General features: G+C 64.2%; 25 protein-coding genes. 13 read left to right on the top strand and 12 right to left on the bottom strand.

What is annotated here, in order from left to right; genetic code table 11:
- Positions 1-2: 2 nt before the first annotated feature.
- The 5 genes from ACTWPB_RS12355 to ACTWPB_RS12335 all read left to right on the top strand — a co-directional run bounded on the left by ACTWPB_RS12355 (position 3) and on the right by ACTWPB_RS12335 (position 4,328).
- Entirely contained in the window at positions 3-605 is a 603-nt protein-coding gene (locus ACTWPB_RS12355; RefSeq protein ID WP_446225782.1) for a DUF3558 family protein, read from the top strand.
- Positions 606-711: 106 nt separating this feature from the next.
- A complete protein-coding gene (locus ACTWPB_RS12350) occupies positions 712-1,050 on the top strand; it encodes a hypothetical protein (RefSeq protein WP_446225781.1) in 339 nt (112 codons plus the stop codon).
- The gene (locus tag ACTWPB_RS12345) at positions 1,047-2,342 is read left to right on the top strand and encodes a hypothetical protein (protein WP_446225780.1); all 1,296 of its coding nucleotides are present in this window, start codon (positions 1,047-1,049) and stop codon (positions 2,340-2,342) included. The genes ACTWPB_RS12350 and ACTWPB_RS12345 overlap by 4 nt, the downstream gene beginning before the upstream one ends.
- Entirely contained in the window at positions 2,335-2,943 is a 609-nt protein-coding gene (locus tag ACTWPB_RS12340; protein WP_446225779.1) for a hypothetical protein, read from the top strand. Before ACTWPB_RS12345 ends, ACTWPB_RS12340 begins: the two co-directional genes overlap by 8 nt.
- Positions 2,940-4,328 carry a hypothetical protein gene (locus ACTWPB_RS12335; protein ID WP_446225778.1) on the top strand — a complete coding sequence of 463 codons (1,389 nt, stop codon included), beginning with the start codon at positions 2,940-2,942 and terminating at the stop codon, positions 4,326-4,328. The genes ACTWPB_RS12340 and ACTWPB_RS12335 overlap by 4 nt, the downstream gene beginning before the upstream one ends.
- A gap of 62 nt (positions 4,329-4,390) precedes the next feature.
- On the opposite strand, the gene istB is transcribed toward ACTWPB_RS12335, so the two are convergent.
- Entirely contained in the window at positions 4,391-5,242 is an 852-nt protein-coding gene (gene istB, locus ACTWPB_RS12330; protein ID WP_446222571.1) for an IS21-like element helper ATPase IstB, read from the bottom strand.
- A complete protein-coding gene (locus ACTWPB_RS12325) occupies positions 5,239-6,603 on the bottom strand; it encodes a Mu transposase domain-containing protein (RefSeq protein ID WP_446222570.1) in 1,365 nt (454 codons plus the stop codon). Before ACTWPB_RS12325 ends, istB begins: the two co-directional genes overlap by 4 nt.
- 120 nt (positions 6,604-6,723) lie before the next feature.
- On the opposite strand from ACTWPB_RS12325, the gene ACTWPB_RS12320 reads away from it, so the two are divergent.
- Together ACTWPB_RS12320 and ACTWPB_RS12315 are read left to right on the top strand one after the other, a co-directional pair.
- Positions 6,724-7,290 carry an RDD family protein gene (locus ACTWPB_RS12320; RefSeq protein WP_446225777.1) on the top strand — a complete coding sequence of 189 codons (567 nt, stop codon included), beginning with the start codon at positions 6,724-6,726 and terminating at the stop codon, positions 7,288-7,290.
- 1,179 nt (positions 7,291-8,469) lie between these two features.
- Complete coding sequence (locus ACTWPB_RS12315) at positions 8,470-9,657, top strand: RDD family protein (protein ID WP_446225776.1); 1,188 nt, start codon at positions 8,470-8,472, stop codon at positions 9,655-9,657.
- Between the two features lie 36 nt (positions 9,658-9,693).
- Here ACTWPB_RS12315 and ACTWPB_RS12310 read toward each other — a convergent pair whose 3' ends face one another.
- Positions 9,694-9,858 (bottom strand): hypothetical protein, encoded by a 165-nt coding sequence (locus ACTWPB_RS12310; RefSeq protein WP_446225775.1) that lies wholly within the window; start codon positions 9,856-9,858, stop codon positions 9,694-9,696.
- A 135-nt stretch (positions 9,859-9,993) separates the two neighbouring features.
- Between ACTWPB_RS12310 and ACTWPB_RS12305 the strand changes: the two genes are divergently transcribed.
- The gene (locus ACTWPB_RS12305; protein ID WP_446225774.1) at positions 9,994-10,236 is read left to right on the top strand and encodes a type II toxin-antitoxin system Phd/YefM family antitoxin; all 243 of its coding nucleotides are present in this window, start codon (positions 9,994-9,996) and stop codon (positions 10,234-10,236) included.
- Positions 10,223-10,606 carry a type II toxin-antitoxin system VapC family toxin gene (locus ACTWPB_RS12300; protein ID WP_446225773.1) on the top strand — a complete coding sequence of 128 codons (384 nt, stop codon included), beginning with the start codon at positions 10,223-10,225 and terminating at the stop codon, positions 10,604-10,606. The genes ACTWPB_RS12305 and ACTWPB_RS12300 overlap by 14 nt, the downstream gene beginning before the upstream one ends.
- A 75-nt stretch (positions 10,607-10,681) precedes the next feature.
- Here ACTWPB_RS12300 and ACTWPB_RS12295 read toward each other — a convergent pair whose 3' ends face one another.
- A complete protein-coding gene (locus ACTWPB_RS12295) occupies positions 10,682-11,875 on the bottom strand; it encodes a type II toxin-antitoxin system HipA family toxin (protein ID WP_446225772.1) in 1,194 nt (397 codons plus the stop codon).
- Positions 11,872-12,066: a helix-turn-helix transcriptional regulator gene (locus ACTWPB_RS12290; protein WP_446225771.1), complete on the bottom strand. Its 195-nt coding sequence runs from the start codon at positions 12,064-12,066 to the stop codon at positions 11,872-11,874. The genes ACTWPB_RS12295 and ACTWPB_RS12290 overlap by 4 nt, the downstream gene beginning before the upstream one ends.
- 314 nt (positions 12,067-12,380) lie before the next feature.
- Here ACTWPB_RS12290 and ACTWPB_RS12285 point away from each other — a divergent pair, with 314 nt between their 5' ends.
- The gene (locus ACTWPB_RS12285) at positions 12,381-13,364 is read left to right on the top strand and encodes an LLM class F420-dependent oxidoreductase (protein WP_446225770.1); all 984 of its coding nucleotides are present in this window, start codon (positions 12,381-12,383) and stop codon (positions 13,362-13,364) included.
- 66 nt (positions 13,365-13,430) lie between these two features.
- Here ACTWPB_RS12285 and ACTWPB_RS12280 read toward each other — a convergent pair whose 3' ends face one another.
- Positions 13,431-13,751: a hypothetical protein gene (locus ACTWPB_RS12280; protein WP_446225769.1), complete on the bottom strand. Its 321-nt coding sequence runs from the start codon at positions 13,749-13,751 to the stop codon at positions 13,431-13,433.
- A 229-nt stretch (positions 13,752-13,980) separates the two neighbouring features.
- On the opposite strand from ACTWPB_RS12280, the gene ACTWPB_RS12275 reads away from it, so the two are divergent.
- A complete protein-coding gene (locus tag ACTWPB_RS12275) occupies positions 13,981-15,423 on the top strand; it encodes an AAA family ATPase (RefSeq protein WP_446225768.1) in 1,443 nt (480 codons plus the stop codon).
- Positions 15,424-15,517: 94 nt separating this feature from the next.
- On the opposite strand, the gene ACTWPB_RS12270 is transcribed toward ACTWPB_RS12275, so the two are convergent.
- On the bottom strand, positions 15,518-16,816 hold the full coding sequence (locus tag ACTWPB_RS12270; RefSeq protein WP_446225767.1) for a hypothetical protein: 1,299 nt from the start codon (positions 16,814-16,816) through the stop codon (positions 15,518-15,520).
- A 4-nt stretch (positions 16,817-16,820) separates the two neighbouring features.
- Positions 16,821-17,033, bottom strand: a complete 213-nt coding sequence (locus tag ACTWPB_RS12265) for a hypothetical protein (protein WP_446225766.1) — start codon at positions 17,031-17,033, stop codon at positions 16,821-16,823.
- A gap of 176 nt (positions 17,034-17,209) precedes the next feature.
- On the opposite strand from ACTWPB_RS12265, the gene ACTWPB_RS12260 reads away from it, so the two are divergent.
- Entirely contained in the window at positions 17,210-17,530 is a 321-nt protein-coding gene (locus tag ACTWPB_RS12260) for a helix-turn-helix transcriptional regulator (RefSeq protein WP_446225765.1), read from the top strand.
- A 172-nt stretch (positions 17,531-17,702) separates the two neighbouring features.
- Here the strand turns inward: ACTWPB_RS12260 and glyA are convergent, their stop codons facing one another.
- Positions 17,703-18,998, bottom strand: a complete 1,296-nt coding sequence (gene glyA, locus ACTWPB_RS12255; RefSeq protein ID WP_446225764.1) for a serine hydroxymethyltransferase — start codon at positions 18,996-18,998, stop codon at positions 17,703-17,705.
- 140 nt (positions 18,999-19,138) lie between these two features.
- The gene (locus ACTWPB_RS12250; protein WP_446225763.1) at positions 19,139-20,350 is read right to left on the bottom strand and encodes a DUF885 domain-containing protein; all 1,212 of its coding nucleotides are present in this window, start codon (positions 20,348-20,350) and stop codon (positions 19,139-19,141) included.
- A 199-nt stretch (positions 20,351-20,549) separates the two neighbouring features.
- On the opposite strand from ACTWPB_RS12250, the gene coaA reads away from it, so the two are divergent.
- Positions 20,550-21,482: a type I pantothenate kinase gene (gene coaA, locus ACTWPB_RS12245; protein WP_446225762.1), complete on the top strand. Its 933-nt coding sequence runs from the start codon at positions 20,550-20,552 to the stop codon at positions 21,480-21,482.
- Positions 21,483-21,516: 34 nt separating this feature from the next.
- On the opposite strand, the gene ACTWPB_RS12240 is transcribed toward coaA, so the two are convergent.
- A complete protein-coding gene (locus tag ACTWPB_RS12240; protein WP_446225761.1) occupies positions 21,517-22,620 on the bottom strand; it encodes a hypothetical protein in 1,104 nt (367 codons plus the stop codon).
- Positions 22,621-22,773: 153 nt separating this feature from the next.
- Complete coding sequence (locus tag ACTWPB_RS12235) at positions 22,774-23,340, bottom strand: hypothetical protein (RefSeq protein WP_446225760.1); 567 nt, start codon at positions 23,338-23,340, stop codon at positions 22,774-22,776.

Raw genomic sequence — 23,340 nt, 5'->3', positions numbered from 1 at the left:
TGATGCGACTACTCACCGCCCTGACTGCCGCCCTTTTCGGCTCGCTGGCGCTCACCTCATGCTCGTCCACGTCAGCACCAGATCCGACCGGAGCGCCGACACCTGTAGTTCCGACTGTCACCATCGCAGCACCGGTCGGCCCAGCACCCACACAGCCGCCGGGCAAACGGCAACCGGTCAAGTTCGACCCGTGCGCCCAAATCGATGACGCCATACCTACTTCGCTGGGCTTCGACCCGACGACGCGTGTGCGAGCTGACTATGTCTTCGGCGATTACGCGTTCATCGGCTGCAAGTTCTGGCGAAAGGAGAATGTTCGCGGCCAGCAACTCGACGTCGCCGGGTTGACTATCATGTCGACGAACTTGACATTCGACGAAATGCGCGCACGCAACTACGAGGGCGCTAGACCAACCACGGTGAACGGCAAGGAAGCACTGTTCCACAGCTCACGTGCAGCCGAAGCCTGCAATATCGTGATGCCCGGCCCGGACGCGATGATCGACGTGAGCGTCTCCAGCACCTACGCCCTCACCGACTGGATCGGCTGCGACCACATCGACGAAGCGGCGAGCACCGTCGAGGCCGTTCTCCCTCACCAATGACTCTGCCCCACAACGGGTGGGCTGCACACCGTGATCCACATCCACGATGGAACCGATCCGGCACCCAGCGCGTCCAACCCAATGAACGGACAACGAAGGAGGGGAAATGACCGGGTTCCTGCAGGTCGACATCGACGTACTCGGCAAGACCGTCCAGTCATTGCGCAGCGCCGAGCAAGTCCTGACCGACGCGATGAAGGCAATGTCCAAAGACGGCAACGCCGACATCGGCACGGCAGCACTCAACGACGCCGCCGACAACTTCCAACGCCGCTGGCAGTTCGGCATCGAACGGATCAGCGAGTCAGCCCGCGTCACCGCGGATGGCGTAGCTCAATGTCTAACTGCGTACCAGAATCTCGATACCCAAATCGCCGGTCTGATCACGGCGCATGGCAATGGAATCGACACCCCGTCCGTAGCACCAGGGGAGGGCTCGAAATGACCCCGGCGAACCCGTATCCGAACCTCGGATTCAACCCGGCCCCTGGCTCAGCAGCCGAGGTCGCCACGCTCGGAACGAAGGTCAAGACCGCTGCCGACGCGGTCAACGAAACGAGCATCCTGCTTTACCGCTTGCGCAACAGCAACGATGACGTGTGGAAAGGTGATGCGGGCAACGCTTTCCGCGACAGCTTCGACGCTACGCTCGCGGTGGACTTGACCCACGCCAAGAACTCACTCGAGCGCGCAACCACCGTGATCCAGACCTGGCACGGCAACCTCGTCAGCTTCCAGGAGACAGCCAAAGGCCTCGAAACCGAGGCCGCCACAGCACGAGGCACACACGCCCAAGCCGTCACCGCCCTGCAACAGGCCAAATCCAATCCAGACCTCGGACTGGCCAACCAGACCTTCACCGACTCCGGCCAACTCGCCGCAGCGCAAGCCCGCCTCGACGCAGCCAGCGCCAAACTGACTACCGCCGCGACCGCGGTGACCAATGCGCAGAGCGCGATCGACGCGATCATCACCCGAGCGAAAGAACTCCGAACCACCCACAACTCGGTATCTGCCACCGCAGCAACCGAACTGGAATCTGCCGCCAACTTCGCGCCGAGCGAGCCAGACAAAAGCATCTGGGACACCATCGCGGATTGGTTCAAAGACAACCAGGAGGTAATCCACGACACATTGGCTGCTACCTCGGCGATCACTGGGCTGCTGGCGCTCGTGACACCACCACCTGTCAGCATTGCTTTGGGTGCGGTCGCGCTGGTCAGTGGTCTCGGGGCGCTGGGAATGAACGCGCTGAACCCCGAAGTTCGGGACGCGATCGGCGACGTCGCGAACCTCGACTTCAATAAGGAAGCCCTCACAACGTTGGGCACAACCGTCGGTCTCGACAGCCTTGCGATACTCCCCGGCGTAGGTGGCGTCATCAAGGGGTCCAAAGTGTTCTTCGCTGAGGCTGACACCGCAGTTTCAGCGGCGAATATCGCGTCCGACGCCGCATCGGCGTCAAAGTTCCGTCAGGTCATGACTGCCTTCGGCGACGGTGCGCAGAGTCCCGGCATAACAACGAAGGTCTTGGACTCGGTGGGGTCAAAGCTCCCTGCTAGTTCCTTTGGAGCACAGACGGCGGGCGTGTTCCAGGACTTCAGTCAGGCAAGCAGACACGCGTCCAGCGTAGGCACCACTGTCGGCGGTATCGAAATGGTGTGGAGAGCATCCAAAGCCGGTATCGGCATGAACACAGCCGGCGACTTGATCGGGAGGTTGTACAGCAATGACTGATCAACCGATCAGCGTCTCGATTCCAGAGGGCTACAGTTCGATCCCGCTGGGTGATGTAGTCGCCCACACCGACCTTCTCCACGCAATAGGGGGCGGCGAGGGAGCGCGACCCGACAGCGTGTCCTTCCTGTCCGCGATCACGACTCTGCTGGAATCTCTGGTCGCGAACGGCACCCGGTATTGCGGAGTCGGAGCTCACCTCCTCCCAGACGGGGACCCGTTGTACTCCTGCCTGACCGTCACAGTGACCGACGCGGTCGGCGGTCCACGCAATCCACGCCTTGTGTTGGCGGACCTCGTTCAATCCAGAAGCGCCGATGACACTCTCAAGCTTTCCACACTCGTTGAGACAGACACCCACCCGGTCTTGTTCACCGAGAAGGTCGGCTCGGTGATCCCGCGTCAGCACGGGGAAAACCCGGCGACTCCCGCCGTCTATCAGCTCCAAGCCATTGTTCCCTCGGAAGACGGGAATTCACTCGTCGCAATCGAATTTTCCACGCCGGATGCCAACCGTGGAATTGCGTGTCGCAAGATGATCGCCGACATGGCACGCTCCGTAGTCTTCAGACTTCCCGCAACATCGAGCCTGGACCTGTGATGCCCGCATATCCACCACAGCAACCCGCGAATACCCTCTCTGCCACACGTTCCGCCTTCATCTCGATCACACTGCGTTGGTGGCTGTTGCTCGTCGCGACTGTCGCTTGCGTACCGCTGATCTGGTTCATGCTCAACGCGCCGGAACCGAGTAGTCAGGTCGGTCGAACGACAGGCCAGTTCGTGGTGACTGCGGCATTCCTGATGCTGATTTGTTTCGGGCCGATGGCACCCGTCGGTGTGTGGATCGCCGAGCGGCGACGACGCGCATTGCGCCAACCTTGGACCTGCTGGCAGATCCAGTACCAGCGTGGGAACTACGAGCACGTCACACTGATCGACGAGCAAGGGCGGAAAGTCCAGACACACATGCTCAACACCTGGCCTGCCATGCGCGGTCGGCTCTTCGACGAATCGACCACCCAAGTCTGGTTCGCCGGTGATCCGCTGCGACGCGGGGTCCTCTCGCGCCCCGGCGGTGCGGATCTACGCTATTGCTGGGCATCAATACCGACGTCCGACGAGGTCCGAGCTACCCTCGCACGATCCGCCCCGCGAGATCACACCCCACAGAGTTCACCGATGACCACCCACAAAGAGACTCCAACCAACGAATCGCCTGCAATGATCACCGCGAACATACCCGGCGGCTACAACGAGCTGCCCCTCAGCATGGATCGGCAGCTGCCAAAGGCGTGGAGCACCCCGAGGACCCTGTGGACGCTGACATGGACCACGTTCCGTGCGCTCCTCGTACTCGTCCTCGGACTCGCATGCGGGACCATGTACCTACACTTCAACGATGTTGCCAACTCAACTGAGAGAACGGCACCATACTGGGCAGACCCGGCAGCCAAGGTAGCCTTTCTGTCATTCCTGGCAGTCGCCATAACCGGCTTGGCGATGGTGCGTACTTCAGTCCGGCGGTGGCTGGCTGCGCCGCACCGTTGGCAGATATGGCGAATAGAAAGCTACCGCCCCGCAGCCAAGGAATGGGTTCATCTGATCGATGATCAGGGCTCCATCACCGCAACCTTGCTGCTGGGAAAATCTTCCTCTCGCGCGTTCGATATCGAAGACCGGTTCGTTTGGTTCGCCGGAGACCCGAACAAGGTCGGCCTGATCGCGAAGCCAGGGGGCGCGCGCTCCCGATTGGCCTACCGATCGGCAACACATACGCCACCACCGTTCGGCCGCGCGGTGACACCGCCCATTCCGGATCTGACGCCGCCGTCCGAGCCGCTGCCCAGCGTGGCTCCACACGGATGCACACCCGAACACGATGGTGGCCACACAGCCACGCGTACGCCGAGAGGACACCCGCAGAGCCAACTTTTCGGCGGACTGGACGACGACAGGTTTCCCTCACCGCGAAAACTTCGCTGACGGCGCTCGCCGAATTTCCCCGCCTGTGCTCGCCGAGATTCCCCACCCGTGAGCGGTGTCGATTATAGAGGTTGCCGGTTCCCGGTCGTCGTTCGGCGGAGGTTCTCCGCGGTGGCCTGGTGGTCGCGGAGCCGGTAGGAATCCCCGTCGAGATTGATCACCATCGATCGATGCAGCAACCGATCCAATAGGGCCGCCGCGACGGTGTTATCGCCGAGGATTTCACCCCATGATCCGACACCCCGGTTCGTGGTGATCACGATCGAGGTTTTCAAATACCGTTGCGAGACAACCTGAAACAACGCCGATGCCGCTTCCGCGGGCAAGGGCAGATATCCCAGTTCATCGATCACCAGCAGAGTCGGGCCAGCGTAGTAACGCATCGTGGTGGCCCAGCGGCCCTCGATCGCGGCGCGGTGGCAGCGAGCGGCCAGGTCCGCGGCGGTGGTGAAGTAGGTGCGGTAGCCGGCGTGCGCGGCCGCGCGGGCCAGCCCGGTCGCTAGATGTGTCTTGCCGGTGCCCGGGGTGCCGATGAGCAACACGTTCGTCGCGGTTTCGAGGTAACCGCAGGTAGCGAGCTCGTCGAGCAGCGGCCGATCGATCCCGGACGCGGCATCGATATCGAAGTTCTCCAACGACGCCGGGGTCGGCAGGTTAGCGAACCGCAGCCGCCCGGTCAGGCGGCGGGCTTCGGTGTCGTCGACCTCGATCCGTAACAGCTTCTCCAATGTCGCTGTCGGGGAAAGCTGTTCGGCGCTGGCATGCTCGAGAACCGCTGGCAATGCTTCGGCGGCAGCGTGAAGTTTGAGCGTAGCCAGATGCGACCGCAGTTGTTGGTAGCGAGTCGCGGTCTCGTCCGCGCCGACCGCGGCCGTGACGCGGCGGCGAGTCTTTTTCGGTTCGGAGGCAGTCATTTTCGGCTCCTGGTGGTGGCGGCGCGCTCGTAGGCGCCCAGATCGATGACGGTGGCCGCGGGATCATCCGCAGCCGAGAGGGAGGCCTGTGCTGTCGCGGGGTCGACGGCAGCGCGTAGCGCCGCGGCGGCCGCGCGGGCGGCTGTCCCGGGTGGGATGCGTTCTTTGCGGCGGTGAGGTCGGCCGGAGTTGGCCGCGGCCATCGCGGCGGTGTCGAGCGCGACGACGTGTCCGTGGTCGCGCACCGTCGCGCCGAGTCCGTCGGTGGCGCGTTCGTGGCGGGCGATCACGATCCCGTCGGTCGTTGCGATATCGATGATCTTGCCGCGCAAAGGTTGTGCCACGATCACCGTCGCGCTGGCAAACTCCGGTGGCACCGAGTAGCGGTTGCCGCGCCAAGAGATCATCGCTTGACGCGACGCGACCCGGGGCTCGGCAACCATCGCTGGATAGGGCTCGGTCGGCATGGGCCGCAACGGTTCTCGCGCAGCGACAGTCGCGACGCTGGCGCGCCCCTCAGCGGTGGCGCGTAGTCGGGTGTCGGTGCGCAGCGAACAGAATTTGCCGAGAGATACTTGGGCTTGCTCGACGGTGACCTCGTCGGCCAAGGTGCGCCACCATCGTTGCGCGGCAGTGTGGTTGGCCTTCTCCACGACGCCTTTGCGGTTCCCGCGTCGGGGTGGGCAGATCGCGGGGACCACCGTGTAGTACTTCGCGACGGCGGCGAACGAGGCGGTGACTTGCCCGCTGGCGGGGTGGCAGACCGTGGACATGCGGTCGAACCGCCACGATCCGGTCAGCCCACCCAAGGCGCGGGCGACGCGGTCCAGGCCCTCGATCAGGTGGGGTTGATCGGTCGAGGGTGCCAGATAGCCGCGCCAACGGCCCGAATGGGCCAGCGAACCGACCAGCAGGTGCGCGTTAGCGCCCCACCCCCACGACGAGGGTGGGTTGGGCAAATCGACCCAGTCCCACTGGGTTTCGCTGCCGGGTAGGTGTGGGATGACCGCGTTGGGGCGTTCGGTCGCGGTCCGGCATGCTTGGCAGACCGGGCGTAGTGCCCGGGTGCGGATGTTGCGGGTCAGCGACTGATACGACAGTGCGAACCCCAGTGGTTCGAGTTCGTCCATCAAGGTCTGTGCCCACAGGTGTGGGTCTTCTTCCAGGCGGGCGGTGACGTAGTCCAGGAACGGTTCGAACGGATCGGGTAGGTGCCTTTTCCGCACGCCGGGGGTGCGTTCCCCGGCCAGATAGGCGCGAATGGTTTTGCGGTCACGGCCGGTATGGCGGGCGATCTGGGAGATCGTCCAGCCTCGTGCTCGTAGGGCGCTGATTTCCACATCTTCCTCACGTGTCAACATGGAAAAGCGGGCCTCCTCCGAATGAAAGTGCTGGTCAGGTGTGGTAACCACCAGCATCGGAGGAGGCCCGCCCTTCACGGCGGAGCCACACGGGCAAATGGGGAATTTCGGTGAGCGTCAGTGGGGAAGTTCAGTGAGCGCCATCATCGCCGCACACTCGCCTACCTGCTCGACATCATCGTCCACGTGGCGATCGGCCTCGGCATGTTCTTCGTCAGCTCCCCCGCCACTCAAAATGCGGTAATGCACCAGGAATGGTCTGGCCTACAAGTCAATTGGGTCGCGGTGATCGGCTTCTCGCTGCTCACCTCGTTCATCGACCGCGTGATTCTCCAGGCAATGACGCACACGACCATCGGAAAGGCCATCTTCGGCCTGGTCATCATCGACCGAGACACCGGCCGTTACCCACGACTACGCTGGCTGCTCGCCTCCTGGCTGGTCAGCGGGCTCTTGGCTATTCAGCTCCCGTTCGCCCTTATGTCGCTCGACGGTGTCGGCCCCGAACGCCCCGAACGGTACATGCTCCCAGCAGTCCGCCGTCGCGATGTGCGAGCCAGCGCCAACCGAGAGAATCCGCCGACCAACACAACCACGAACCCCTCGGCACCCGATGCTGATCAATCGAATGCCGTGAGGGGCCGGCATGCCGTCCGCGATGACATCATCGGTCCTTCAACACGATGACGGCCCGGAACTGCTCGGCCTGTTCCTGTCGCTGACGTCCCGAGCGCCCTCATCGCCAGCGGCGGGTGCCGGTTGAACGCCGTTGGCGGCTACCGTGTGCGCGTGCCACATGCCGGCCGTATACCAGCTCGATGGCTCGCCCCGTGGAGCTCGACACTCCGACTTCGACCTGTTTGGATCCGACCCTGAATATGCAACCGGAACTCTATGCCTGGCACGTTCCACCAGGCCAGATGCGTCGCCGCATCGTGTCAATAGTCGCGCTGGCATGCCTTTCCGGGCTGTGCGCGATAGGTACCGTGACGATGTGGCGCAGCGGTGATTCCACAGCACGGGCACTCTCGAAATATCTTGCCGCATTCGGTATCAGTTGGTTCCTCCTCCTTACGCTGGCAATAGTGCCACATCTGACATCTCTTTATCGACGACCTGTTCGAGTAGGTCCGATCAACGGAGACGACGCGACAATCGTCTCCGGGTCGCGAACATATTTCTGGCTGCCGCAGCTGCTGTTCTCTTGCTACGCAGCCATACTCCTCGTTGCCGCATGGGAGGTTGTAGCCGCATCAGCTTGGGACACACACTGGCACTTCGTCCTACTCTGCGCCGGCATCGGACTTCTATTCACAATATTGCCGATTCTCGCTGTATTCAACCGCGTTCGCCCGAGCAAGTTGATACTCACTCCGGACACAGTCGAACATTACGGTTGGAGTTCACGAACCGAACTCCACTGGAACGACCTGAACCGTGTTGTGACGTCTGTCGATCAGCTACCCCTGGATCGTCGCCCACTCATCGATATCGCCGGCCTGTCCGGCGCGAGATGGAGCCATCGATACTACTTGCCCTATTCAATTGTTCGCGGCAAGCCGAATCCACTCTGGACCCTGGATCGACCACCCCACACGGGGTGGATCACTGTGGAATGTCCACGATTCGCTGTCGATCGGACTGCGTTGTATCGATACCTCGCATTCTATGCGGATAACCCCGCGTCTCGAAAAGAACTCGGAACACAATCGTCGGTAGACCGATGGTGCATGATGGCATCCGGTCACGATGACGACTGACGAAAGCTCTGACATGCCAACCACTTACCCGTCTGGCTACACCATGGATCGCCTCCCCAGAGCGTGGAGCACCCCCCGAACCCTGTGGACGCTGACCTGGACAACGTTGCGCGCGCTGACCGTCCTCCTCTGCGGCGTCACCTGTGTGCCCGCGTTCTACCAATCGGCCCACCTCTCCGATTCGACTTCCTCTGCGACACAGAATGATTCCGGCGGAGGCGCACTCTTCTTCTTCCTGGCATTCTTTCCTCTCACCATCACCGGCCTGGTCATGGTGCGTACGTCGATCCGGCGATGGTTGGCAGCGCGGCACCGCTGGCAGGTATGGAAAATCGAAACTCATCGCCCAGAAATCCAGGAATGGGTTCATCTGATCGATGACCAGGGCTCCATCACCGCCACCTTTGTGCTGCGAAAGTGGACCTCTCGCACGTTCAACCGCGATGACCAGTTCGCCTGGTTCGCCGGACACCCGAACAAGGCCGGACTGATCGCGAAGCCTGGGGGCGCACGTACCCGATTGGCCTATCGCTCGATCTTCTATTCACCACCGCCGTTCGGGCGCGCGGTTGCACCGCGAGTACCCACCCTGACCAAGTCCCCGTCGCCGGGCAGCACAACACCAAGCGGTTTCACGCTCGAACGGAATGGCAATCAGACGGTCATGCGTCCTCCGCGTGGGCACCCACAGGGCCCGCTGTTCGGTGGGCTGGACGACGACAGGTTCCCCTCGCCCCGCAAACTTCGACGCACACTCGCCTACCTGCTCGACATCGTCATCCACGTGGCGATCGGCTTCGGCATCTACTTCGTCAGCTCCCCTGCCACTCAATTCTCGGTAATGCACCAGGAATGGAATGCGCTGCAAGTCAATTGGGCAGCGGTGATCGGCTACTCGCTGCTCGCGTCGTTCATCGATCGCGTGGTTCTCCAGGCAATGACACACACGACGATCGGAAAGGCCGTCTTCGGCCTGGCCATCATCGACCGAGACACCGGCCACTATCCACGACTACGCTGGCTGCTCGCCTCGTGGCTGGTCAGTGGGCTCATGGCGATTCAGCTCCCGTTCGCCCTCTTGGAGCTCGGTGGCGGAATCGGTCCGGAACGCCCCGAGCGCTATATGCTGCCAGCCGTGCGCCGCCGTGATGCGAAGGCCGGCCCATCGAAGGACGCGAGCACGGCGACCGGCACGACCGAAGCCGATTCGGCACCCGATTCCGATCGATCGCAAGCCGTGAGAAGTGTCCGGGATGCCGTCGGTGACGGCATCATCGGCCCTTCGAATCGATGACCTCGACAGACACGAAAGACGTCGGCCTGTAGGCGCTCATGCCATATCCGGGATGACGCCGGATATGCCAACTCCAAGGCGGGACTGCTTGTCCACCACCGCATCCGGGTCGGCGGGGCCGTTCACCCGTTCGAAGTCCGCGATCAAGTCGTCGAGGTTGTCACGCTCGATCTGGCGCCGCAACCTTCTCTGCGAGGACACCTTCGCAGTCTCCCATCCGCCGGATCTTCCGCAAGGGTTGAGGTGGAGGCGGACTCATCGTGACTTGGAGTTCGGCGGATCGCCAGGATGGCATGGTACTAGACTAAGTCGAACTAAGTTCAGTACACTCCCGTGATGGCAACCGTGAACATCCACGAAGCGAAGACACACCTATCGAGGCTGCTCGAGCGGGTATCGAAGGGTGAACGGATCGTGATCTCCAAAGCAGGCAGGCCCATCGCCGATCTCGTACCGCATCGCAGCGCGCCGGTCACCATCGGTGGCCTGAGTGGTCAGCTCACCTACGATGACTCGGCTTTCGATGTCGATCCCGACATTCAGCGGATGTTCTACGGAGACAACGATGCTCCTGCTTGACAGCCAAACCACCCTGTGGACGCTGGACGGTAACCCTCGCCTGGGGAACGACACTCGCAGAGCGATCTCGACGACCGCGGAGGTCTACGTCTCCGCGGCGTCGGTGTGGGAGCTGACCATCAAGTCGATGCTCGGCAAACTCAGCATTCCGCTCGGTTTCACCGAACTGTTGACCACCCAGGGCCTGAGTCTCCTCGACGTCACCGGCGAGCATACGGAAGGTTTGCGAGAGTTCCCCGAGTTGGCCAACCACGACCCCTTCGACCGGTTGATCGTTTCTCAGGCCAACTGCGAAGGGCTGCGCCTGCTGACCGCTGACCACGTCTTGCTCGACTTGCATCTCGACTTCATCGCCGATTCGCGACGGTAGCTGGACCGTTGCCGGTTCGGTCGACTTCAGGCCTGTGTCCACCGAACCGGGAACGGTCCAGGCCTTCGTGCACCGTTACGAGTCGAGCGCTTGTTCCAGCTCTCCACGGCGCAAGCGCAACTCACGTCGAGTCCTGTTCAATGGTGAACCGGTAAACGGAAGCTGGTCGAAATCGACCGTCGCGGCTGCGCGGAGTGCGACCTGTTGCGCAGACCTCGCGGCTTTGGCCGGCAGACCAATTTCCGCGGCGAATTCAGACCAGTGCTTCGCTCGCAAATACTTGGTTCGCCCGGCGATCGGCAGCGCCATCGAATCGTCGTCGTAGACCAGGGTGCAGGGAATGTCGTAGATCGGCGCGATGCCCCAGCGCCCCGCGCTGTCCCGCAGGACCCCGACGTTCTTGGCGTGCAGGTCGCCGTTGCCGGTCAACCATGCGAACAGGAACTGCAAGTAGAGGTTTCGTGCTGCGAGCAGAGGGGCGCGAACCATCCCGGCCAGCGCTTCGACGACCTGGACCGCGTCGACGTTGTACTTCGCGGATGGTGGCAACCCGAGCACTTGAGTGGCATCTTCGAAGGCGAGGCGACGCCACGAGTCGCCTTCGTGGACGCGGTCGAAGCGGCGGAGGAGCAAGCCTGGTTGCCCAGATTTGTCATGCACCAGTTCCGATTCAGCGACCCCGAGCTTCAACGTTCTAGCCGCCGCCATGTGCGCGGCTTCGTTCTCGATCAGGTGCGGAAATCCCGACTGCGACAGCTGCAGGATGAATCGACCGAAACCTGCTGCGATAGGCGTGCTGATCATCGACGCGCTTGCCTTGTTCTGCACACCGGGGATCGCCTGTCTATCGACATCGTCTACCAGGCGGTCGAATTCGAGCTCATCGGCCGACATGCAGTCGACGAGCGCGGGAGCGTCAACTGGGTCTGCCCCGGCGGGAAACACCTGCACGTCGCCCGGTGCGTCGGATCCGACGGCGAGCAGCAGGCTGAGTTCGTCATCGGCACTGGTTTTTACGGCACGACGAAGCACCGTCAATCGGTGTCCCTCTGGCAGCAGGCCCGCGAAGAACGGTGGCACAGAACCCGATCCGCTGCTGATCGGTTCGACATCGAGCGCCAAGGTCGAAGCGATTGGCGCGCCGGAATACGCAGTGGTGTACCGGAATTCGGTGCCTCCATCCGACATCCTGCTGATCGATGCAGCGAGACGCCCGGCTTTGTAGACATCTGCACTACCGATCCTGCGCAATGCTTCGAAGTCCGTCACGGCGCCACCACAAGTGTGATTCCCAGTGCGCTGGCCACCGCGGCTACCGTCCCGATACTTGTCGAACCGCGACCTTGCTCGATATCGCGGATCGTGCGCGTGGAGGTGCCCACAACTTCAGCAAGCTGCTCCTGCGTCAGTTGATGGCGGCGCCGCTCCGCCCGGATTTTTGCGCCGATGTCCTTCAACACACCTACACCCCCGGCCTCGGGTCGGCAGAATATTGCCGAATTGGCTCCTCGTTCAGACAGAGTACGCCACGCATAAGACAATCAGCAATATTCTGCCGATTGCGCGTCTCGCGACCAACATCGACCAGTCAGGATCGCAGATCAGCAGAATATTGCCGAATCTTCTCGCCGGGGGATGCGATGCCGTTGAAATCGGAAGACGGTCGGGGCTGTCTACTTACAACGTTCAACGTGCCGCCTGACGACCTGTAAATCCCCTGACCGAGCGAGCAGGTCTTGACTTGGAGCGCACTCCAGGTCCTATCGTCGATCGCATGAGCATTCGACTCGGTTACCAGATGCCCAACTTCAGCAACACGTCGTCGGTGCGTGAGCTGTTCCCCGCGGTGATCGCACAGGCCAGAGAAGCCGAAGCGGCGGGGTTCGATGCCGCGTTCGTGATGGATCACTTCTATCAGTTGCCGGTGATCGGGGAGCCCGAGGAGCCGATGCTGGAGGCGTACTCGGCGCTGTCCGGGCTGGCGACGGCTACCGAGCGAATCCAGTTGTCGGCCTTGGTCACCGGCAATACGTATCGCAATCCGGCGCTGCTCGCCAAGACGGTCACCACGCTCGATGTGGTCAGCGGTGGGCGGGCCGTGCTCGGGATCGGGGCGGGGTGGTTCGAGCTGGAACACCAGCAGTACGGGTTCGAATTCGGCACGTTCACCGAGCGGTTCGAACGGCTCGACGAGGCGCTGCAGATCATCACGCCGATGCTGCGCGGGCAGCGGGCCACCTTCGACGGCAAGTGGTATCGCACCGAGAACGCGATGAACGAGCCCCGCATCCGCGACGACCTGCCGATCCTGCTCGGCGGTGGCGGCGAGAAGAAGACCTTCGGCCTGGCCGCCCGCTTCGCCGACCACCTCAACATCATCTGCAACGCTTCCGAGCTGCCACGCAAACTCGATGCGCTGCACCGACGTTGCGACGAAGCGGGCCGTGACCCGGCCACCCTCGACACCAGCTTCCTCGCCTTCGTCATCGCCGACGAGGACGGTGACCGTGCCCGAAAACTCCAGTCCGACATGCTCGCCCGGCTCGGCATCGACCTGTCCACGCTGACCGACACCGAACGCCTCGCCAGCATCGCCGACCGCCAATTCGTGGGCACCCCAGACGAAGTCGCCGAACAGCTTCAGACCCGTGTGCTCGACCACGGTATCGACGGCATCATCGTCAACATGGTCGTCAACGGCCACGAACCGGGTGTGGTCGACCAGGTCGGCCGCACCCTACGGCCCCTCGTGGACTAAGACACACGACCGACTCGAGAAGGCAGCGAGCGCGGGCCCCGACGAGCAGACTGCCGAGGTACCTGTTCAACCGCCTGCAGAGCCGGTGGGTGGGCGCGACTGCGGGTAGGCGCCGCTGAGGTTCGCGCCCATGTCCGCACCACCGGCACACCCAGCCACGATGTGTCGATCACTGTGCGCATCGATCACGATCGCCCAGGGCTGGTGTTCGACGGTCTGGATGGGCGGGGGCGGGGGCAAGGTCATGTCCGTCCACGCCGGGGTGGTGAGTACCGCGCAGGCCACCGTACCGTGGACGACATAGGCCTCATCGTTGTCGTTGAAACAGTGCGCCCCGTCGCAGCGCACTCCAGGTGCCAGATCGACCGCTCCCGCGTTAGGCGTCACCAGAACCATTGCAGCGCATGCCGTTCCGATCGTCAGTGCGGCACGCATCGCTCGTCTTGCCATCATCGCTCCCCCATCGTCGAATACAGACTTCGGCAGGATAGCGGCCCACACCGCGATCGAACACCTATGCGTCGACTCGTCACGCCGCCGGCGGTGGCATCATTTAGGTAGATTGAATCTACGTAGATCTAATCTACGTAGATCGGGCCTACTAGAAAGGTGGCAGATGACCGCGTTCGTAGGCCGAACCGCCGAGCTCGCGGCGTTGGAGTCGAGGTTGCAGCGCGTCTCGGAGACGAACTCCGGGGTCGCGGTCGCGATCCGAGGACGGCGGCAGGTCGGCAAGTCGCGGCTCGTTCAGGAATTCTGCGATCGCGCGAGCGTCCCCTACCTGTATTTCACCGCGACAAAAGGCGCTTCACAGACCGAATCGCTGAGCACGTTCCTGTTCGATCTCCGGGAATCCTCGCTTGTCACCGATCCTGCGGCGGTGCCGGAAAGTGCCGCGAACTGGATCGATGGGTTCAGGATTCTCGCTCGCGAAATCCCGGACCGGCCTTCGGTCATCGTCTTCGACGAGTTGCCGTGGCTATCGGAACAGGACTCGTTGTTCGACGGCGCACTGCAGACTGCCTGGGATCGACTGCTGTCCACACGTCCTGTTCTGCTGCTGTTGCTCGGCAGTGATCTACACATGATGGAACGACTCACCGCCTACGATCGGCCGTTCTTCGGTCGGGCCGACAACCTGCCACTCGGGCCACTCAATCCCGCCGAGGTGGCTGCCGCGACCGGCCTCGCTCCGGTGGACGCACTGGATGCCCACCTGATCACCGGCGGCCTGCCCGGCATCCTGCGCAGTTGGCCGAGCAGAACTCCCGCTATGGACTTTCTGCGCCAGGAATGCGCTGACCCCGCGGCGTCGGTGTTCAGCATCCCGGAGTCGACGCTGCTGGCCGAGTTCCCGGCACCTGACCACTCCCGTCGGGTGTTGGAAGCCATCGGCGGCGGCGATCGTACGCACGCCACCATCGCTGCCAGTGCGGGTAGCCGCGAGGGTGCCGTGCCCTCGGGGACACTCTCACCGATTCTGAAGCGGTTGACCGAGGACAAACGGGTCATAGCGGTCGATTCTCCGCTGTCGACCCAGCCGGGCAAACCGCCGCTCTACCGTATCGCCGACACGAATCTGCGGATGTACCTGGCGATCCTGCGTTCCGCCCAAGACCTCAGTCGCCGCGGCAGGCCGGACATGGCTTTCCGAACCATCGAGCGGCGTTGGCCCAGCTTCCGAGGTCGTGCCATCGAACCGATCATTCGTGACGCCGTCTACCTTGCGGCCCTGGATGGCCGCCTGCCCTGGCTGGACGTGGAAGCCGTTGGTGGATGGTGGAATCGGCGATTCGACCCCGAACTCGATCTGATCGGCGCCGACCACGGACCGATCGCCAAGAAGGTGTTCTTCACCGGCTCCATCAAATGGCTCGCCACCCCATTCGACAATCACGATGCCGTCGCGCTGGCCCGTGCGAGCGCGCAGGTCCCCGGATTCGAACCCGGCGTGACCGGATCGATGGTGGTCAGCAGATCGGGGATCACGCCCAGCTGGGATTCCAGCTCGATCCAAGCTATATGGGACGCGACCGACGTCATCGATTCGTGGCGCTGACGGGGCGCCGCCCAACTGCCTATCCGAATCAACCTGGATCGGTCTCAGCTGACCGACCTCGTGCCGTAGGCCGTCACCAGTTGACGACCAGCTTTCACCATGACGCGAAGCTGCCTTCTCCTCGTTGACGGATCTGCTGGCGGCGGCGGAAGAAGACTTCTTCGGGGGTGACGGTGGTGAGGGCGTTGGTGATGCGGCTCAGGCGGGTGTCGTAGCGGTTTTCGTGGATGTGGCGTTCGATGCCCGCTTGCCATTCGGGGGGAAGGCGCGACCAGATCGCGGCGACTCGGGATTGGGCGGCCGGTTCGGATTCGGCGAGTAGCTGCAGGAGGGCGGGCCAGTAGGTGGCGTCGGTCGCGTGGGCGGGCAGGGCCGCTACCGAGGTTTCGTCGAGTTCGGCGAGAGTGGCGGCGATGTGGCGGCGGGCCGGTTCGCTCAGGCGGGCGGAGAGTGCGAACAGGCCGCGCCACGGGTCGGCTTCGTCCCTGCCGTCCAGCGAGCGGACCAGTGCGCCTAGCACGTCGGTGTCGGCGAATTGCGGGTTCGTCGACAATGCCCACAGGGCAACGGGATCAAGTCGGCCGATGACGGTGAGCAGGGCGGGTGAGGCGTTGCGGTTGACCGCGGTGAGCAGGAATCGGCCCACCTCGTGCACGGTGCCGCGGCCGAAGAAGATGTCGCCGAGGGTGGCCGTGATATCGGGGGCGACCTTGCAGAACAACGCGAGCATCGCGTGATGCAGGGCAGGCGGACCCGCCAAGACCGTTTGGAGCATGCCAGGCATCCGCTGACGCGGACCTGCCAGCAATTGCCGGATGATCCGGCTCAGCGTGTGCGCCGGGTAGGCGTAGGCGGCGGTGAAGATCAGGCCCGCGTCGTCGAAGACGTTCTGCTCCAGGGCCGCGATCAGCGGTTCGTCCACCACCGAGAGGAACCGCGCCGCCGTCACGTAGTCGCGACGCCGCATCAGTTCGTTGATGATGAGGGTGATCGGCTCCGGCCTGCCGTATCGCATCAGCTGTTCGAACACGTTCGGGTCCAGGAACGGCGCGCCGTCGGCCGCGTAGATGGCGTCGACCGCGCACAGCGCCTGCGCGCACTTCTCGGGATACTTGACCCCGACCGCGCCGAGGAATCTGGCCGCGAGAACAGGCGGCATCACCCGCTCGAACAACGCGACGCCCAGTCCGACCGGAAAGATCGGCACGACCGGGCCGATCCGCCGGAACATATCCGCGTGCTCGGCATGCAACGCGCGCAGCATCTGCTGCTGCATCGCCGAGAGATGCACCGCCCCGAGACGGGCCAGCGGCGCGAGGTGTTGCGGCGGGACCTGCAGCGTGCGCGCGAGAACCACGAGTTGCGTCTGAGCTTCCAGCTCGGTCTCGATCATCGGTTCAGCCGCCGAAAATGATCTTGCGCGAGACGTTGCGCAGCGGAGCGGGCATCGCGGTGAGTGCGGCGTCGATGGCCCGGCGCAACGCCGTTACCTCATTGTCGCGCGCGGCCCGGAACAGTTCGATCAGCTCTCTGGCCTCGGCCTCGGAGAGCAGCTCGAACGCATGCACCTCCCCGCCGACCTCGCGCGCAAGCGCACGTCGATATTCCATACGAACTGACCATGCCGTATTCCATTAGCCACGTACGCAATTCGCCGGAACTTTGTGAGTTCCGACAATCACGGCCCACAGCCCCTGTCGTGGTGACAGCACCCCGTCTGTGGCGGGACCACGGCCGACCTATAGTAAATGCTATAGTTCAGGGGAGCAGAAGAGGAAGGCCAACGATGAGCAGCTTCAAAAAGTGGGATCGGGACGCCTACCGCAACCGCGTCGGCGAGAACGAGGCCGCAAGGCGCCGTAGCGCGATCATGTCTGAGCAGTGGGGCTACCAGCTTGCCGAGGAACGCAAGCGACTGGAATTCACGCAGGCAGGCTTGGCCGAAATCATGGGTGTCAGCCCTGGTCGGGTCTCCCAGATCGAGCGCGGCGAAGTCGCCACCGTGGCGGCGATCGCCGCCTACGTCGCCGCGCTGGGCGGGAAGCTCGAACTGCTCGCAGACATTGGTGGACATCTGCTCCGCATGCCGGCTGATCCCGCCGCGTAAGCACTCCGATTCGAATTGCTCAGTTTGCAAGCAAGCATCGAATTTCGTTGTGGTGCAACATAATTTGAAATCACCTCACCCACGGCTGACGCTACGAGCAACGGAGGCGAAAACAGACAACCCCCCAGCCCGAAATCGCAGGCTGGGGGGTTGTCGGGCAAGGGTTTTCGGCTCAGCCGAGCAGGCGCCAGTCTTCGAGGCCCTGGTACAGCGGGACGCTCTGGGCCAGCTTGGAGACACGACCACGCAGGGTCTCGACATCGGAGGTGCCCGCCAGCGCGGCGGCGATGATGTCGGCTACCTCGGTGAATTCGGTGTCGCCGAAACCGCGGGTGGCCAGGGCCGCGGTGCCGATGCGCAGGCCCGAGGTGACCATCGGGGGGCGAGGATCGAAGGGGACCGCGTTGCGGTTGACGGTGATACCGACCTCGTGGAGCACGTCTTCGGCCTGCTGACCATCGAGCTCGGAGTTGCGCAGGTCGACCAGGACCAGGTGCACGTCGGTGCCGCCGGTGAGGACGGAAACGCCCTTGTCCTTGACGTCGGCGCCGGTCAGACGCTCGGCGAGGATGCGGGCACCGGACAGGGTGCGGACCTGGCGGTCGGCGAACTCCTCGGTGGCGGCGATCTTGAACGCGGCGGCCTTGGCGGCGATCACGTGCATGAGCGGGCCACCCTGCTGGCCGGGGAACACCGCGGAGTTGAGCTTCTTGGCGAATTCCTGCTTGGCCAGGATCAGACCCGAGCGAGGACCACCGAGAGTCTTGTGCACCGTCGACGACACCACGTCGGCGTAGGGCACCGGCGAGGGGTGCAGACCGGCGGCGACCAGACCGGCGAAGTGAGCCATATCGACCCACAGGTAGGCACCGACCTCGTCGGCGATCTCGCGGAAGCGAGCGAAGTCCTGGTGACGCGGGTAGGCCGACCAACCGGCGACGATCACCTTCGGCTTGGCCTTGAGTGCGATGTCACGCACCTCGTCCATATCGATCCGGTGGTCTTCCTTCGACACACCGTAGGAGTGGACGTCGTAGAGCTTGCCCGAGAAGTTCAGGCGCATACCGTGGGTGAGGTGCCCGCCGTGCGCGAGGTCGAGGCCGAGCAGGGTCTCGCCCGGGTTCATCAGCGCCATCAGCACCGCGGCGTTGGCCTGGGCGCCCGAGTGGGGCTGCACGTTGGCGAACTCGGCGCCGAACAGTTCCTTGGCACGGTCGCGGGCCAGGGTCTCCACCACGTCGACGGCCTCGCAGCCACCGTAGTAGCGGCGGCCCGGGTAACCCTCGGCGTATTTGTTCGTGAGTACGGAGCCCTGCGCCTGCAGGACCGCGCGCGGCACGAAGTTCTCCGAGGCGATCATCTCGAGGGTGTCGCGTTCGCGGGCGAGCTCGCCCGCCATCGCGGCGGCCAACTCGGGATCGAGCTCACCGAGAGACTGGGTATTCACCGAAGCGGTCGTCTGCGTCACGCATGCGAGTCTATTGCCGACCCTGCGCGCGCCGAGCACGGGGATACCGCAACGCCATCCGAGCCGCCACCCGGGAGACGCAGCTCACAGCGCGATGCTCGAGCGTCTGAACAGGTTCGATAGCCGACGAACACGAGCCATCATCGGGTAACGACACTCATCCGCCGGATCGCCCCCGGTGTCAGCGGCTCGTCGAGCAGCCGCCCGAACCGCTCGACCCGATCCTGGGGTCCGACCGCACCGTCGAGCCACCCACCGAGCAACCGGTAGCCCTCCACATAGGTGCTGATGTAGGCCCGCCACAGCGGGGAGGACAGGAACCGCAGCGACTGCCGTGCCCGTTCCGGCGTCGCCAGAGTCCACCGCTGCAGGAACTGCGCCACCTCGTCCTCGCTGCGATGCTGATCGTGCAGCAGCAGCGCGGCGTCCTGACGCACGTTCAGCAGTTTCGCCGACGCGATCGAGAAGCGTTCGGCCCGTTCACCGTCGAAACGAAGACCGAGGTCGGCGTAGATCTCCTGGGCCCACCCGCCCCAGCCCGGTCCGACGATCGACTGCAGGGCCAGGTCGGCAAGGCCCTCGGCCATCAGGCACTGCGGGGTGTTGACCAGGAACAGCGTCTGCTCGTCCTCGCCCGCCGCGACCAAGCCGGCTTCCTTGCGGCAGTGCTCGGTGTGATGGCCGGGGTAGGCCTCGTGCGCGATCAGCGCGGGGAGGTTGCCCAGGTGCTGTTTGAGGTCGGAGTTGATCGCGACCGTCGAGGCGAAATTGCCCAGGTAGTAGTTGAAGCCGGACCAGGGTTTGTCGCCGACCACCTCGTAGGTGACGTGCTCGTGGTCGGGTAGCGGATACCGGTCGCGCACCCGCTCGCGCAACGCGCCCGAGAACGCTTCAACGCAGATCGCGAGTTTTTCCGGCGGGATCTCGTCGCCGCGGCGGTAGGCGGCGGCGCGTTCGGCGAGCGGACCGTCGCCGCCGAGCACCTCGTCCATCTGCCGGTGCGCTTCGCGGTAGTCGTCGGGGTCGCCGGGTGCGATGTCGACGTCGAAGTAGGCGCGGACCTCGTCGACGAAGCCGATCTGCTCACCGGCGAACTTGCGGGCCGAGCACTCCATCGCCACCAGGTGGGCGTCGAGGAATTCGGTGCGCTGGGCCGAGAGCCCGGCATCGGGCAGGGCGGCCCGCAGCTCGACGGCGCGCCGGGCCAGCTCGGCCGGTTCCGGGACGGCGGCGTTCTCGACATCGCGACGCAGCTGCGGATCGCCGGTGTAGGCGTCGACGAACCCGTCTTCGAGGCGATCGAAAGCCAAACCGAGGCGCAGGTATTCAGTGACAAGTGGATGTGACCCCATCCGCCCGACATTACGTGGTCCATCCGAAAATGGCGCCTTACCTCGGGGTTATCGCTAGTTACCGGCTGGTAGTCAAACCCCCTGTTGCGCGCCGGTGACGAGCACGGAGCACAATCTCGCTATGCGGTCAGAGTTATCCCGGATCTCACCAGACGGGCAGCCAAGCTGTGCGGATGCGCCCGGACGGGGGGTCGGGTAGGTGGCACGGATGAGTGAACCGAGCCCCTATGTGGAGTTCGACCGCAGCCAATGGCGCACACTGCGCAAATCGACTCCCCTGGTCCTGACCGAGGACGAACTGACCGGCCTACGCGGTCTCGGCGAGCAGATCGACCTCGAAGAAGTCGCCGAGGTCTACCTGCCGCTGGCCAGGTTGATCCACCTGCAGGTCGCGGCGCGGCAGCGGCTGTTCGCCGCCACCGCCACCTTCCTCGGGGAGAAGCATCCCGACAAGCAGGTGCCGTTCGTGATCGGTGTCGCGGGCAGTGTCGCGGTCGGCAAGTCGACCACCGCGCGCGTGCTGCAGGCGCTGCTGGCGCGCTGGGATCACCATCCGCGGGTCGACCTGGTGACCACCGACGGATTCCTTTATCCCACCGCCGAGCTCATCCGTCGCGGCATCATGCACCGCAAGGGTTTCCCGGACAGTTACGACCGGCGCAAGCTGCTGCGGTTCGTCACCGAGGTGAAGTCGGGCGCCGGAGAGGTGTGCGCGCCGGTGTATTCGCACAAGTCCTACGACATCGTGCCCGACGAGAAGCACTGTGTTCGTCAGCCCGACATTCTCATCGTCGAGGGCCTGAACGTGCTGCAGACCGGTCCGCGCCTGATGGTGTCGGACCTGTTCGACTTCTCCATCTATGTCGACGCCCGCATCGAGGATATCGAGAACTGGTATGTGCAGCGCTTTCTCGCGTTGCGCAAGACCGGCTTCGCCGACCCCGACGCGCACTTCCACCACTACGCGGCGTTCAGTGACGAGCAGGCCACCGCGGCCGCGCGCGATATCTGGAACTCCACCAACCGGCCCAACCTGGTGGAGAACATCCTGCCGACGCGTCCGCGCGCAACCCTGGTGCTGCGCAAGGACGCCGACCACACGATCAACAGGTTGCGGCTGCGCAAGCTCTGATCAGCCTGCGCGGCAACAGGTTCCACGAAAGCCCTCAGCGGGTTGCGGTCGTCGGCGCACCCAGCGAAACGACCTGCTGCGCCACTTCCTCACGGGCGTCGCCCTTGTGGACAACCAACACCCCATGCGGTGTGCCGCGCGCATCGGTTGGCTCACCGGCGACCACCTCGATCATCGACTCCTGCGCCCGCGGGAGCATGTCGACCACCGGGTACTCCCTGACCGGCGCCCATCCCTGCGCCGCCGACTGCAGCCGGTCGACCGTGCTCGGCGCACCCGCGAGGTCGGCCCACTTGCGGGTGGCGATCGTGATCGAGCCGTCGGTGCTCCAGCGGGGGCTGTAGGCCGCCGAGCACTCGCCCGGCAGGGTTGGCAGCGCCAGGACGCCGTTGGTGGCGGCATCGATGGTCGCCACATTGCCGCTGCCACAGGTCGCGCTGCGCGCCGTCGCGCCCGCCAGCACGAAGGTGTGCCCGTCGGGTCCGGCGGCGGCCGAGAGCCCGGCGTCGATGCCGGGCACGCGGCCCAGCGGCAGGATGGCGTCGGCGCCGATGGCGTACAGGTGGCTCTTCTCCCACCACAGTCCGCGCGATTCGACGCGAGCCAGCAGGACGAATTCGTCGGTGGCCGCCACCAGCTTGGCCCCGTCCCACGTGCCACCGGTCAGCGGACTCGGCGAATCCGGCAGGACGATCTCCCGTTCGGGTCCGGCGGGCTCGGTACCGGCCAGATCCATGCTCATGATCTGGCCCGGCTCCCGCCACCAGCCGATCACCGACCCACGCAACGCGACCGCGTCGGTGCAGTCGCACGGTATCCGCGTCACCGAGCGGTCCCGCACACCCAGCGCGACCAGTGTCTTGCTGCTCGTCTCCACCGCGAACGCGTACTGCCCGTCCCGGGTGAACGATACCGGCCCCGACGAATAGCCGAAACTGCCCGGCGCGCGGACGGTTTCGGTGCCACGCACCACCGCCAGCTCGGCATCGGTGCGATAGGCGAAAACAGCGCCCTTCGCAGCCTGCTCCTCGGCGGGCGTCAGTCGTGGCAGCGCAGGCCGGTCAACCTCACCGCACCCCGCGACGGCCAGCGCCACACCGAACACCGCGATCCGCGCAAGCCATCCGCTCGCCTTCACCGCAACTCCCACAGCTCACACCCCTGCCTGCAATTGTGTCGTCGGGCCGGTCCCGCGCAGAGCCTAATCGACACAGTCGGCGCAGCCGCCCGAAGACGTGCGCACGGTCGGAGCTACGCCTAGCGCGCGACGCTCGAGATGGGGCTTACTCGGCTACAACTTCCAGGCCGCGTCGAGCCTGGTCGCCACGTCGATATTGCGGACAGCCGCGATTTCGGGCTTGCGGATCTCCTGCGCGACATACCGGGCGACGAATCGGCGGATCTCATGGTCGACACTGGCCAGCACGCGCAGCAGCTCACCGCGCTTGGAACTACTGGCCACATTGACCCGCACATCACCGGGACGTGGCTCGGCGATATCGATGACCACCCGCAACGGGTCGGCGGTGCGGGCGGTGAGATGCAGATGCACGGTGCCGTCGACCCGGAAACGCGACCGGTCGACCGCCAGATCCAGGACCAGATCCACGTGCAACGGAATGGTCAGTTCGAAGGAGATGTAGGCGTCGATGAAACGCAGGATCCGCGGCCGCCCCAGCTCCACTTGCGCGGTGACCTTCGCCAGCCGACCCGGCCCGACCCCGATCGGACCGAAATCGAAAGCGGCACCGGTAAGCTGGCCGAACGCATCGGCGATGCGCTGCTCGGAGACAGCGTATTCCAGGAAACGCCTGCCGAATTCCTCATAGCTGATGTAAGAAGGCTGTTCGGGTTGCAC

It is taken from the genome of Nocardia sp. IBHARD005, assembly GCF_052814245.1.
This window is presented reverse-complemented; position numbering and strand designations above follow the sequence as displayed.